This window comes from Mycobacteroides salmoniphilum (assembly GCF_004924335.1).
GTDB classification, from domain to species: Bacteria; Actinomycetota; Actinomycetes; order Mycobacteriales; family Mycobacteriaceae; genus Mycobacterium; species Mycobacterium salmoniphilum.
On record NZ_CP024633.1, the window covers coordinates 4,607,817 to 4,621,750 of the forward strand.

At 60.9% G+C, this 13,934-nt stretch carries 10 protein-coding genes; 3 read left to right on the plus strand and 7 right to left on the minus strand.

Going from position 1 to position 13,934, the window contains the following annotated elements:
• Nucleotides 1-45: 45 nt before the first annotated feature.
• Together DSM43276_RS22625 and DSM43276_RS22630 are read left to right on the plus strand one after the other, a co-directional pair.
• Nucleotides 46-831, plus strand: a complete 786-nt coding sequence (locus DSM43276_RS22625) for a GAP family protein (protein WP_078328533.1) — start codon at nt 46-48, stop codon at nt 829-831.
• A 133-nt stretch (nt 832-964) separates the two neighbouring features.
• Nucleotides 965-1,750: a GAP family protein gene (locus tag DSM43276_RS22630; RefSeq protein ID WP_078328625.1), complete on the plus strand. Its 786-nt coding sequence runs from the start codon at nt 965-967 to the stop codon at nt 1,748-1,750.
• 30 nt (nt 1,751-1,780) lie between these two features.
• Here DSM43276_RS22630 and DSM43276_RS22635 read toward each other — a convergent pair whose 3' ends face one another.
• On the minus strand, nt 1,781-2,746 hold the full coding sequence (locus DSM43276_RS22635; RefSeq protein ID WP_078328534.1) for a sulfotransferase family protein: 966 nt from the start codon (nt 2,744-2,746) through the stop codon (nt 1,781-1,783).
• Between the two features lie 137 nt (nt 2,747-2,883).
• Nucleotides 2,884-3,666 (minus strand): methyltransferase domain-containing protein, encoded by a 783-nt coding sequence (locus tag DSM43276_RS22640; RefSeq protein WP_078328628.1) that lies wholly within the window; start codon nt 3,664-3,666, stop codon nt 2,884-2,886.
• A gap of 332 nt (nt 3,667-3,998) precedes the next feature.
• Between DSM43276_RS22640 and DSM43276_RS22645 the strand changes: the two genes are divergently transcribed.
• Nucleotides 3,999-5,408, plus strand: coding sequence for a hypothetical protein (locus DSM43276_RS22645; RefSeq protein ID WP_078328536.1), 1,410 nt, complete (start codon nt 3,999-4,001; stop codon nt 5,406-5,408).
• Between the two features lie 51 nt (nt 5,409-5,459).
• On the opposite strand, the gene DSM43276_RS22650 is transcribed toward DSM43276_RS22645, so the two are convergent.
• The 5 genes from DSM43276_RS22650 to DSM43276_RS22670 all read right to left on the minus strand — a co-directional run bounded on the left by DSM43276_RS22650 (nt 5,460) and on the right by DSM43276_RS22670 (nt 13,901).
• The gene (locus DSM43276_RS22650) at nt 5,460-5,798 is read right to left on the minus strand and encodes a hemophore-related protein (protein ID WP_078328537.1); all 339 of its coding nucleotides are present in this window, start codon (nt 5,796-5,798) and stop codon (nt 5,460-5,462) included.
• A gap of 76 nt (nt 5,799-5,874) precedes the next feature.
• The gene (locus DSM43276_RS22655; RefSeq protein WP_169053079.1) at nt 5,875-8,736 is read right to left on the minus strand and encodes an MMPL/RND family transporter; all 2,862 of its coding nucleotides are present in this window, start codon (nt 8,734-8,736) and stop codon (nt 5,875-5,877) included.
• A gap of 40 nt (nt 8,737-8,776) precedes the next feature.
• Entirely contained in the window at nt 8,777-11,680 is a 2,904-nt protein-coding gene (locus DSM43276_RS22660) for an MMPL/RND family transporter (RefSeq protein ID WP_109555949.1), read from the minus strand.
• Nucleotides 11,677-12,087, minus strand: a complete 411-nt coding sequence (locus DSM43276_RS22665) for an MmpS family transport accessory protein (protein WP_078328541.1) — start codon at nt 12,085-12,087, stop codon at nt 11,677-11,679. The genes DSM43276_RS22660 and DSM43276_RS22665 overlap by 4 nt, the downstream gene beginning before the upstream one ends.
• A 476-nt stretch (nt 12,088-12,563) precedes the next feature.
• Nucleotides 12,564-13,901: a hypothetical protein gene (locus DSM43276_RS22670; RefSeq protein WP_078328545.1), complete on the minus strand. Its 1,338-nt coding sequence runs from the start codon at nt 13,899-13,901 to the stop codon at nt 12,564-12,566.
• Between the last annotated feature and the right edge of the window lie 33 nt (nt 13,902-13,934).

Sequence of the window (13,934 nt, forward strand, 5' to 3'; positions counted from 1 at the left end):
CAAAGGAACCCCAGACCACGAACCTACCGCGTAGTGTCTTCGTACGTGTGGGGATCGGTGCTAGCACTCGTGGTACTGGTCGCCCTGAATCCGATACGCCTGGGCATCACCCTCCTCGTGATCTCTCGGCCGCAGCCCGTGCAAAATCTGCTCGTCTACTGGGCGGGCTGTCTCATCGGTTGCATTCCCGCCGTGGTGGCACCACTGACACTGCTGCATGTCACGCCGATGTTCAGATCATTCGCACAGGGCGTGGCGAGTAGCCCGGCGATTCGCCACGTTCAACTCGGTATGGGTGTGCTCGCGCTATCGGTTGCCGCGCTCATAGCGGTGTGGCCACGTCTGCGCCGGCGTCAGCTGCAGTACGCGGGTGCAGATGTAGTGGCCCCGGAGCTGAATCCGCCAACGCAGAACCCGATCTCACGACTCCTGGGGCGGACCGCGGACACCACGCCCGACGGAGGGTCTCTCGTCCGGCGACTGCTGCGCCGAGCCGGTAGTGCGTGGGAAAACGGATCACTCTGGGTCGCCTTCCTGATCGGCCTGCTACTGGGCGGTATCGAACCGGACGCAGGCCTGTTCCTCATAGCCATTCTGGTGAGCTCAGGTGCCGCGCTCGGGACGCAGATCACCGTTGCAGTCGTCTTCATCCTCGGTGTGCTGGCGATTGTCGAACTGACGCTGATCAGCTATCTGGTCGCGCCCACGAAAACCCAAGCGGTTGTGCAGTTGTTGCATGACTGGGCGTTGACTCATCGGCGGAAGATTCTGATAGCCATGTGCATAGTGGCTGGGATATCACTTCTCATCCACGGGCTGAGCGGCGTCTGAGGGTCCCTCGCCAGGTGCCCACACGAAAACCATTCGGGCACAATGGTTCGCCAAATACCACCTCGGCGTTGCTGGCTTCTTTGCTTCCCCATTCCGCCAAGAAAGCGTGTCTGCCTGGGTAGTGTTCCGGGCCGTGTGGGGTCTACTGCTCGCGATGGCGATCATGTTCGCGGTCAATCCGGTACTACTCGCCATCATCGTCCTGATGATCTCGAGGCCTCAGCCGGTCCAGAATCTCGCGGCATACTGGATGGGCAGCATGATCGTGAGTCTTGCGGGTCTGCTGATACCGCTGATGGTGTTGCACATAGCACCGTCGGTTCGCACCTTCGTGGAAGACATGGCCACGCCGGGCAACAGCATCACCACGCGGGTGGTCAATCTCGGCATGGGCGTTCTGATGCTGTCGATCGCAGCGATGATGACAGCACGCTCGGTCCGTCAGCGGATGCGTGTGCGGGTATCGGTGGGCGACGCCTCTGACCAGACTCGTGATGCACAGACGCCAACCCCCATCACGTCCCCGTTTGGCACCCTCCAGGACGAGGACGCGGAAGGGGGATCGGTGTTCCGACGGCTGCTCCGCCACCTCCAAAAGGCCTGGGAAAACGGGGCGCTGTGGGTCGCCTTCGTGTTCGGCCTGGCCGGCCTACCGCCACCCATGTTGGTGGTCTTCGTACTCACTCCCATCGTGGCCTCGGGTTCCCCAATCGGAACCCAGGTCATCGCCGTCATCCTGTTCGTCTTTGGAATGTTCACGGTGGTTGAGCTCACCCTCGTCAGCTATCTGGTCGCGCCCGCGAAAACCCTTGCGGTACTGCGGCCACTGCACGACTGGGCGTTGGCCCACCGCCGCCAGATGCTGATCACCATATTCTCAGTCGCTGGAATCATTCAGGTAGTCAACGGCGTTGCCTAAAGTGGTGAGGCGACATACGGGATCAGCATGTCAGGCCCATGTCCCACGTCTCCCGTTCGCAGTCGCCATGACCTCGTAGATCAGCTTCATCATCGAGGGGCGGGTGCGCCGGCTCAGCTTGTGGAATCTCTGGTAATCCTCGAGCATCGCCCGGAAGCCACGTTCACTAATCCGATACGACTCTAAGACTCGCTCCAATGCCGACGGATCCCACGGTTCGTCGGCAGCAGCCGCACAGAGCGTTTCATAAACTACGGACATCCAGTCCGTACCGAACGGCTCTGTTACTGGCCCACAATACTTCTGGCGCCGAAGGTCATTTTCGAGGAATTCCTCGATTGCTGCCTCATCGCGGGTGTCCAGATCGACCCCGAGCGCTACCGAGATTCGTTTCATTTCCCGGCGCCAATCCTCGAGGAGGTTGGCATACCCCACGAATACGCGCGGGACATCGCGAGTGTGTGCCTCGGCCAACAGATTGAACTTGAGCCATAGCGCACTCGAGAATTCCGGCGACGCGGCCGCCTGGGCCGCAACTGAGGCGACAACCTCCGTCGGGTGGCGCACCGCCACCACTGTCGCCACATCGTATCCGGCCAGCCGAGTTGCCTCAAACCACATGTCGGACAGTAGATTTATCCTCGGATCCTTGATGATCAGCAGTGGCGCCGGCGGCAACGATGTCAGATATGCGCGGATCTCAGCGATACAGGCAGCCTTCTCACCGGCATCGAACGCGCCCTCTTCTTGGAGACGCAAGGTCGTGTCGAATCTGGAGCTGCCGTTCCGGTGCAGAATTCTCTCGTTGAGGATGATGGCTTTGCGGGGCTCCCAGTAGCCCCGGGGGTTGGCCTGGTTCGCACCCGCGAGCGCGGGTGGCAGAGCGCCGCCGCACAGCGACAGCGCCCGGGTGATCGCCGATGTCCCGGACCGCGCCATACCCATCACAAACAGAGCCACCGGGCGGGGCGGCGCAGGAGTGTCGTGCCGCATCATGAAATCCTCCAGCGGTAGACCGCCCGGTCCTGCCGGGGCATCCGATCAGAACGAATTCGAGGCGTAATTGACTGTCGCACATTGAATCATGCGTCCGCAGCACATGTGACGACATCGAGCGGCTTTCCGCAATGTGGTTACGGCGGTAGTACGGACGGGCGACTCGCGACCACCACCGTGGGCCCCAGCCCCCGGCGGGTCCGGAATTCGACGGCGATGGCCGGATCGGCATGATGGGCCAGCGCGCGCAGCGCCGACGGACTGTAGGCGCGCAGGGAACTGATAAAACCATCGTGCTGCAACGGCGAGATCCTCACGAGTGGCAGCACTACCGCCAACAACGCCATGTGAAGAGCCACCGGCGGCCTGGGCAAGTCGACGATCAAGAACTTCTTCGCCGCGCGCGTCGCCGATGCGAACACCCGAGCAGCAAGATCAGGTGAAAGATGATGCAGCGACAAGGCAAACACCGCGAGATCGTATTGCTCATCCACGGCATCGATTGCGGTGGCGTCCATTTCCCTCACCGTTGCGCGCGGGTGGCTGCCGAGATCACTGGCGGCGGCCGCCGCCACGAACGTGGGATCGATGTCGGTGATCGTCACCTGGACGCTGGGATGCATTTCCAGTAGCTTGCGGGACAACCCTCCAAGGCCTGCACCAAGTTCAAGGATCTTCGGCGAGCGCACACCAGCGACCTCGCGTAGGGCCATGCGGGCGCATTTCTCGTGCACACCGATCCACCGTCTCCGCCCAGCGCGATCAAGCGCGGCCATGACCTTGTGCTTGAGATCGTCGACGTCGTCACGGTCCAGGTATTCCAGGCGGCCGGTCTGCAATCGTCTGTCCAACCAGGAAGCGTCCGGACCACCCCGAGGCATATTCGAGATATCGAAAGCTCTGTTCTCCACGTAGAACATCATGGATCACGACGACGCTGCTCGACATGCCAGTCGCGAAATCAAATGTGCTGCGGGGCATGAAAACTGCAATAATGGTCCAGTTACTCCGCCATACACCGTGACGGAAGATCTGGGTCCGCTCGTCTATCAGATCCGTTGGCAGCCCACGAGACAGATTTCGCCACGCCTTGTCCGCGAAGCGGCTAGGCTCCCGACCTATTCGGTTGATTGAGCGCGGCTGGGCGGCTGGCAGTATGCATGTGCAAACTGGGCCACGCGTATCCCCAAATCCATTGCCGCCCAGAGTACGAAACCGCAGACGCACGGCCGGAAACGAAGGAGTTTGACTGGTGCCTGGGCAGATACGTCGGCTACGAGAGTCCCTGAGCCGACGCCGGGCAGCCAAAGGTGCTGCACGGCCGGATAATCGCCTCGCATTGGCGGACGAGGCATTGCTGGCCGAGCATCACGCCGCCGACATGAACGTGATCATCCAAGTCACGTGGCTGTACGGGCACACTGTCGATCTCGAAGCTCTACGCCGCTTTCATCACAATCTCGGCCAGGGTTTGTTGGGTCGGCGCATCGAGCGTCCAGCACTGCCGATCGCCCGGCATCGTTGGGTGGCGGACCCCGGTTCGTCGGACATCGACGTCGCTCAACACGCCCGTCCGCGCGCCGAGTTCAGCGACTGGGTTGATGAACGTTCACAGTTGCGCATCGACCCTCAGTCGGGACCCGGCTGGCACATCGGCGTCCTTCCCCTTGCGGACGGTACGACCGCGATCAGCCTGGTCCTCTCGCATAATCTCATCGACGGCCTCGGACTAGCCCTCGTCATAGTCGAAGCAGCCCTGGGCAAAACACGCGACCTGGGCTATCCGGCGCCGATGTCTCGCACTCGACTGCGCGCGGTGGGCCAGGATGCACGACAGACAGCGCGGGATGTGCCCCAGGCCGCGCGCGCTCTCGTGGCGGCGGGAAAGCTGGCCCGAAAACAGGCGCGCAACAGGAGAGGAACCGGGCATTCGACTGCGCCGCTGCCAATCCACGAGGTCGTCACCGACGACCTCGTCCTGGTACCGGCCATCACGATCTACGTCGATTTGAACGCCTGGGATGCGCGTGCGGAAGCGCTCGCCGGCGCAAGCCACACCCTCGCCGCGGCCTTCGCCGCTCGTTTTGGAGAGCGCATCGGGCGTCGACATGCCGACAACGGCACCGTCACTCTGCAGATCCCCATCAGCGAGCGCACCGAGGACGACACGCGCGCCATGGCACTGTCCTACGCACGCGTCAGCATCGACCCCACCTCGCTCACCACGGACCTGCGCGACGTTCGGTCCGCGATCAAGCAGACACTCACGGCGATGAAGGAGGCATCGGACGAATCGAAGCAGCTCCTATGGCTGCCCTCGTTCACACCGAAGCGGGCGCTGAGACGGATGGTGGCCAGAATGCCCGCCGACCCCGACCAGTCGGTGTTCTGTTCCTATCTAGGCGATCTCAGCTCGATGATCGGGTACCCCGCCGGGACACTCGCCGACTTCCAGAACGCACGTGCGACCGGACAACGCGAGAGGCGTCAGCTCCTTGAGCGAACCGGCGGTCGAATGTTCATCCTTTCAGGGCGTCTCAACGGCAGGATCTTCATCAGCGTCGGCGCCTACCAACCGGGTGGGAAGAACACCAAGGAGGCCCTGCACGAACTGGCCGAGCTCACGCTGGCCGATTTCGATCTGACCGGCGAGATTCACTGACGCGTCACGTATCCACGCAGTTACGTCAAAGAAGCTGGCGCTCAACCGACGTCAGAAGTTGTGACATGTCCGGTAGGCCTGCTCCATTACTCCGAGATACGGCTGAAAGGCCGGAGCATTCGCCACATCTTGGGCCGTCTGTGCCCGCTTGTCCGGACCGGCCGCAAGGAATTCACGCAGGCCACGCTGCAGTATCGGCGACTGGGAGAATGCCTTACCGAATTGCGGGTCCTGGGCATTGAGCGCCGCTACCACCTGCGGATAGCTGCACGTGGTGTTGATGGCGGAGTCCAGATCGGGGTCCGCGGAAGCGATCCCGGCGGCGCTGGCCAACGACAAGGCCAATGCCCCCAACCCGACCGACAGCTGAGTCAACGATGGACGAAACATCTATATACTTCCTTTCCTATCAACATTTTTCGTATCATTCCGACCCCTGACGGGCCAGGTCCAGTCCCACCCGAAGTCAGGCATCTTGCATGACCAACGGCCGAGGTCCCGCAGAGTCTCGTTGCACTCTGGCGGGGCGTTGGAGTACCCGCTGCGGCCACCAGAACCACCGCCCCAACAACGCGGCGATCGCCGGCGTCATGAACGCGCGCACCACCAACGTGTCGAACAGCAGACCGATCCCGATCGTGGAGCCGACCTGCCCGATCACGCGCAGATCGCTGACCACCATGGACAACATGGTGAAAGCGAACACCAAACCCGCCGAGGTCACCACCTTGCCGGTCCCGCCCATGGCCCGAATGATCCCGGTATTGATTCCCGCGCCCAATTCTTCTTTCATCCGCGACACCAACAACAGGTTGTAGTCAGAACCCACCGCCAACAAGATGATCACCGACATCGCCAGCACCAGCCAGTGCAATTCAACACCGAGAATGTTCTGCCAGATGAGCACCGAGAGACCGAACGCCGCACCCAGCGAAAGTGCCACTGTGCCAACGATAACCAGCGCAGCCACAAAGCTTCGCGTCATGACCAGCATGATGCCGAATATCAGGCAGAGCGCCGCGACACCGGCAATCAACAGATCGTATGCGGACCCGTCACGCAGGTCTTTGAATGTCGCGGCGGTGCCGGCGAGATGGATCTGAGCGTTTTCCAGCGGCGTCACCTTGAGCGCCTCTTCCGCCGCCGTCCGCACCGCGTCCACCCGCGACAGACCCTCCGGTGTCCCCGGATCACCGCGGTACGTCAGGATCAGCCGAACAGCCTTCCCGTTCGGCGAAAAGAACAGGGACATAGCGCGTTTGAAGTCTTCGTTCTCGAAGACCTCCGGCGGCAAGTAGAACGAGTCGTCGTTCTGGGCACCATCGTAGATCTTTCCCATCGCGGTCGCGTTCGCTGCCGTTTGGTCGATGAGGGAAAAGATCCCCGACATGGTGCTGTGCATTGTCAGCATCATGGCGCGCATTGACTTCATGGTCGCGATCATCGGCGGGAAGAGCGCGATCAAATCCCGCTGATAGCCATTCATCTGCTCCACGCGTTCGAGGATCTGGTGCGTCCGAAGACTGAGCTGGTCAGTTCCGTCGAGCGCCTGAAACACTGATCTGATCGCGAAGCAGATCGGAATGGTCTCGCAGTGCTTCTCCCAGTACAGATAGTTGCGGAGGGGCTTAAAGAAGTCATCGAAGTTGGCGATGTAATCCCGCAGCCGATCGACGGTCGCCGTCAGCTCCCTGTTCATGAGGACCGTCTCGTTGGTGATGTCCGAGATGCTGCTCATCAGCTCGTAGGTGTGCTGCATTTGGTTGATCATCTTCGTGGTGTCATCGGCCTGTTTCAGCATGTCGTCCACGCGTTCTTTTCCAAACGGCAGGATCTGCAGCATGCCTGCGCTTTGCAGGCTGATTTGAAACGGTATGGAAGTGTGCTCGATCGGGCTTCCCTCTGGCCGAGTAATGCTCTGCACCATCGAAATACCCGGAACGGCATAGAGACCCTTGGCCAGTTTGTGGAGAACCACGAAATCTGCCGGATTACGCATATCGTGGTCTGCCTCAAGAATCAAGACATCGGGGGTCATTCGCGACTCGGGAAAGTGCCGTTCTGCGGCCGCATATCCCACGTTCGCGGGGATGTCCCGGGGCACATACAGCCTGTCGTCATAGCTCGTCTGATACCCCGGAAGTGCGAGCAGTCCAATGAGTCCGACCGCACACGCCCCGGCAAGGATCGGTCCGGGCCACCGAACGATAGCCGTACCAACCCACCGCCATCGGCGCACCATCATCTTTCGTTTGGGCTCGAATAGCCCGAAACGACTGCCTAGACCGATGACGGCCGGGACGAGTGTGACAGCCACCGCGACCGCGACGGCCATACCCACCGCAGCGGGAATGCCCATGGTTTGGAAGTAGGGCAGCCGAGTGAAGCTGAGGCAGAAGATCGCCCCCGCAATCGTCAATCCGGAGGCCACGACCACCTTCGCGACACTGCTGTAGGTGGTGTAGAAGGCCGTCTCCCGGTCTTCGCCGGACTGTCGGGCTTCTTGATAGCGCCCGGTGAAGAATATGCCGTAGTCCGTTCCCACCGCGATACCGAGCGACACCAAGAGATTGACCGAGAACGTCGAAAGTCCGATAACCCCATGGTCTCCCAGCAGGGCAACGATACCTCGAGCGGCCTGTACCTGTATTCCCACCATGACCAACAGCAGAATGACGGTGACCATCGAGCGGTATACAAAGAGCAGCATGGTGAGGATCACCACGAGCGTCACCACCGTGATTTTGACGATGGACGTGTTCCCGGCGTGGTTCATATCCGTCAGCAATGGCGCGGGGCCCGTGACATAGGCCTGAACCCCCGACGGGGGTGACGACCGTTCCACGATGCCCCGGACTGCCTCCACGGACTTGTTCGCCAGGGCCTGGCCTTGGTTACCCGCTAGGTTCACCTGGACGTAGACGCTCTTACCGTCAGCGCTCTGCACACCCGTCGCGGTAAGTGGGTCACCCCAGTAGTCCTGGACGTGCTGTACATGGGCGGTGTCGGCCCTCAACTGCCGAATCAAGTTGTCGTAGTAGCCGTGTGCGTCATCACCGAGCGGCTGCTGCCCCTCCAACACGACCATCGCCACGCTGTCGGAATTCGATTCTCCGAAGACCTGCCCCATGCGCTGCATCGCCAGGAATGACGGCGCGGCTTGGGGAACCAGGGACACCGAGCTTTCCCGCCCGACTTGTTCCAGTGACGGAACCGCAAAGGTCACGACGGCGATGACCGCCAGCCAGCCAAGGATGATCGGCACCGACAGCCGACGGATCAGCCGGGCCACCAGCGGTGGCCGGTTGACCATCCGGTGAATACTCATGCGGTCGTCGCCAGGCAGTAGACAGAGGCATCCATCGCGGTTAGCGCTCTTCCTTCTGGAGCAGGAAGCTCACCAACGGGCGCGAGCCGGGCGCGTGGCGTCGTGTTCTGGCGGGGCGTTGGAGTACCCGCTGCGGCCACCAGAACCACCGCCCCAACAACGCGGCGATCGCCGGCGTCATGAACGCGCGCACCACCAACGTGTCGAACAACAGACCGATCGCGATCGTCGAACCCAGTTGGCCGATGGTGACAAGATCGCTGACCACCATGGACAACATGGTGAAAGCGAACACCAAACCCGCCGAGGTCACCACCTTGCCGGTCCCGCCCATGGCCCGAATGATCCCGGTATTGATTCCCGCGCCCAGTTCTTCTTTCATCCGCGACACCAACAACAGGTTGTAGTCAGAACCCACCGCCAACAAGATGATCACCGACATCGCCAGCACCACCCAGTTCAAGGGAATGCCAAGAATGCTCTGCCAGATGAGCACCGAGAGACCGAACGCCGCACCCAGCGAAAGTGCCACTGTGCCAACGATAACCAGCGCAGCCACAAAACTTCGCGTCATGACCAGCATGATGCCGAATATCAGACAGAGCGCCGCGGTGGCCGCGATCAACAGGTCGTACTTCGAACCGTCGACAACATCTTTGACCGACGCTGCGGTGCCTGTCATATAGATCTTGGCATTCCGCAGCGGTGTGCCCTTGAGTGCCTCGGCAGCCGCTGTCTCTATCGGCTCAACCAACGACATGCCCTCGCGGGTCGCGGGATCGCCCCTCTGCGATATCAGCATCCGGGCCGCCTTCCCGTCCGAGGACAGGAAGATATCCATGACGCGTTTGAAGTCCTCGTTCTCGAAAACCTCCGGGGGGAGATAGAACGAGTCGTCGTTCTGGGCAGCATCGAAAGCCTTACCCATCGCGGTCGAGTTATTGGTCGACTGCTCCATCTGATCGAAAATCCCGGACATGGTGCTGTGCATGGACAACATCATTTTCCGTGTGGATTCCATCGTCTCGATCATCACGGGAAACTGTTGTGCCATTTGCGGAAGGAGCTCGTCCAGCCGATCCAGATTGGCCACCAGGTCACCGAGCTTGTCGGAGACCTCGTCGACTCCGTCGAGCGTGTCGAAGACGGAACGGATGGCCTGACAGACCGGAATGTCGTAGCAGTGCTTTTCCCAGTAGAGGTAATTCCGGATCGGCCTGATGAAGTCATCGAAATCCATCACATGATCGCGCAGCTCATTCATGATCGTCTCGAGCTCATGCGTTGTTCCGACCATGTCGTGGGTCGTACCCACCATCTGCTCAGTCAACGCTTGCATCCGCTTCATGATGCCGATCGTCTTGAGCATGTCGTCGGCTTGAACCAACAGATCGTCCATGCGGTTCTTCTGAAACGGCATGAGATGCGATTGACTCGCGCTGCTCATACTGAGCATGAACGGAATGGTGGTGTGTTTCAAAGGCTCACCGCCGGGTCGCGTTACCGCCTGAACCCTCGAAACACCGGGCACCGCTTGGACACCGCGCGCCAGCTTGTTGAGCACCAGGAAGTCGACCGGATTGCGCATGTCGTGATCGGCTTCAATCAACAGAACATCCGGGGCCATCATCAACGACTGAGGGAAATGTCTTGCGGCGGCGGCATAGCCGACATTGGCGGGAATATCGTGCGGGATGTACTTCTGGTCGTTGTAGCTGGGCTGGTACACGGGCAACGTCAACAGCCCGATGAGTGCCACCGCGCACGTCGCGGCGAGAATCGGTGCCGGCCAACGCACGATCGCCGTACCTATCTGTCGCCATCGACGGACCGTGACCTTTCGCTTGGGCTCAAACAGCCCAAAACGGCTGCCCACGGCAATCACCGCGGGAACGAGTGTGATTGCCACCGCGACGGCCACGACCATGCCCACGGCGGTGGCGACTCCGAGTGTTTGATAGACGGGGAGCCGGGTGAAGTGCAGACAGAGAACCGCGCCGGCAATCGTCAAACCCGAACCCAACACCACCTTGGCCACGCTGCGGAACGTGGTGTAAAACGCCGTCTCCGGATCCTCCCCGGCCTGCCGTGCCTCCTGGTATCGCCCGGTGAAGAATATGCCGTAGTCCGTTCCAGCCGCGATGGCAAGTGCCACCAGCAAATTGACAACGAACGTGGTGATACCGATAAGCCCCAGGTTGCCGAGAAACGCCACGAACCCGCGGGCCACCGTCAACTCTATTCCGACGACAATCAGCATGAGAATGACGGAAATGATCGATCGGTAGACCAAGAGCAGCATGGTGAAGATCACCGCGAGGCTTAGCCCCGTGACCAGGAGGACCGTCCTGTTGCCGGCAGGGCCCAGGTCCGCGGCGAACGCGGCCGGTCCGGTCACATAGGCCTTGACTCCGGGCGGCGCTGGTGTCCTGTCCACAATGCCCCGGACGGCCTCGACGGATTGATTCGCCGAAGCCCCCTCACGGGGATCCGTCAGGGCCACTTGTACATACGTAGCCTTACCGTCGAGACTTTGCGCAGCAGCCTGTGTCATTTGATCGCCCCAGAAATCCTGCACATGCTGCACATGGGCTGTATCGGATTTCAATTGGCGAATCAACTCGTCGTAGTAGCGGTGCGTGTCATCACCGAGGGGTTGCTGCCCCTCCACAACGATCATCGCCACCACGCTGGAATTCGATTCGTCGAACAGCTGGCCCATTCGTTGCGTTGCCTGAAATGACGGTGCCGCATCTGGATTCATCGCCACCGCATGTTCCTTCTCGACCTGCTCAAGTGAGGGAACGCTCATGCTCAAGACGACGGCTATCGCCAACCAACCAAGGATGATCGGAACTGACAGACGGCGGATCAACCGTGCCAGTAATGGTGGACGGTGACCCACCGGCAACGGCTCTGTCGGAGGGTCGTTGAGAATGCTCATGCGGCCTTCAACATGCAGAAGGTCAATGCGCTGACGCCGTATCGAATCTTCTCGTCCTTGACCTTGTCGCCCACGAGGATGCGGCATCCAATGCTGTCGGTGTCACCCTGTGCGGTGAGGTTTCCCATGGCCGTCGCTTCGGTGATCGGGAACTCCACCGACCAGGGCAGCGCGGCCTGTTTGATCACCTGTGGCTCGGCATCCGCATCGAAGTAACTGATGGTCGCCACCGTGCCCGGAGGCCCGAACACCTCGTAGATCAGGTACTTGGGGTCGTGCGGCCGCTTCTCTTCCCGTTCGGCACTGGCATACGCGGGACGACGCTCGTTACCGAAGACGCCGTGCAACCGCGACACGGTGAATCCACCCGCGACTGCCACCACCACAAGCACCAACGGAATCCACACACGCTTCAAGATCGTGAAAATCTCGAGTCCCTCCGACTGTCTTCCGCGCCCGGCAGCATGTCAGCTGCACGAACATGTCTCTTCAGATCGGATGTGAACACAACGGATAACCGAACTTCGAATGCAGCGGCACCCAGGCTCGGTCGTGTGCGAAACACTGCCAACGTGCGGCACGCCTCGTCGCGCGCGACCCGATGCCGACGAGTAAATCATGTCGGCACGCCACGAACGACACAATCCGCAATCTCGGTCTGGACACGTCTAATACCTTGTTGTCCACCAAATTTGGGAATGGACTGCTCGTCCAGAAATCCGTTCTCGAGCCGTTCGGCGGCGGCGCCGGCCTGGCGAGCGCGCAGATGTGGGGCCTTGCCGTAATCACATCCCACACGAACGCGTACGCGAAACAACGTGTGAGAGCAGGCAGTACAACAACGGATCACCAAATAAGCATCAGCGCAAATATTTTCGGACTGCTACCCGTCAGCGTCCACGGATTCAGGATCCATCGTCGGCTGAATCCACCGGAATCCGGACTCGCCGCGCTCCATGAACCGACGCTCATAGGTGCCCTCGATCCTCTTGCCATCCACCACACCGGTGAGGACCAGCCGATCCGGGCTGGGCTGTTGCGCGTGAAGTGTCTGTTGCGGCGGACCGGACTCGCGCTTGCGCAACTCCAGCCGGTCACCGTTGACCGCTAATAGCCACGCAGCGGTACGTCCGTCAGCAGTCTGGGAAACAAACTTCATCACGCTGAACTCCGCTACGGTGTCGCGATGGGAAATCGCCACGTTGGGCCATGGTGCGGGGGCAGTCTGGTTCAGCGTTGCCCCGCGCCCGTCGATGGTGAATGACGTTGCATGCCATATACCGTCGAGGCTCGAGGTGGGTGTCTTGTATGTCGAGTACACCGCTAGTGACTGCAGCACGATAAGTGCCATCAGGACCGAAGACACCCCGAATTTCAGCGCGATGCCCGTCCTGAGCAGCCATCGCCGGTCCGAGCCGAGCGCCGGCCACAGCCGCACCGGCTGGGTGGCGCTGCGGTTGAAGACCACCCGCACAAGGTTTGGCCACAATGGCGCGGTGACGGCGACCGCGATCAAGAACAGCTCTCCCGAGACCTGTTTGACCGGCACGTCATACGTCATGTTGAGTAGGAACACCTGCCCCATGGCGAACACCGACCCCAAGGCGCCCAAGACCCACGTGCGGTTCCACAGCAGCAGCAGCCCGGATACCAGCTCCACGATCCCGGTGGCTATCGAGTACGGCTCCGAAGCGCCCATGAAGCCCCACAGCGTGTTGAACAGGCTTGTGTCGCCAGCCAATTGCAGCTGCCGATCGGGAAGGGCCATAAACCCCATCTGCGTGGGAATCGCCTTCGCGATCCCGTACGTAATCATCGACATCGCCAGACCGAACCGTGCGAAAACCCATAGTGAGGTGGCCAGGCGCCGGTAGTTCGGCCGTTGGCGGTCCAACGCCGTCCACACGGCGGTGATCACCAGCGCGATCACCATCCACCCCAGGTGGTAGCACCACGACCACAACAAGTCGCCTCCGGAAGACACCGTGAGTTCGATACCGCGTCCACGGATGAGGAAACTTCCTATCTGGGCCGTGAGCCACAACACCGGCTCACACAGGTTGTAAAGCCCGAGGTTGTCGTACACCGAGAGCAGAAGAATCCCGCCGCCAATGGTGAACAGCAGACGGAATCCGATCTTCTGCAACGGAGTCCACCGCGCCGGGGCATCAGCTCCATCGTCTTCGGCGTTGCCGGAATGCCCGGGTGCAACGGTCATCATGCCGCGAGCCTAGCCGTCCCGCAGGTGTCTGCG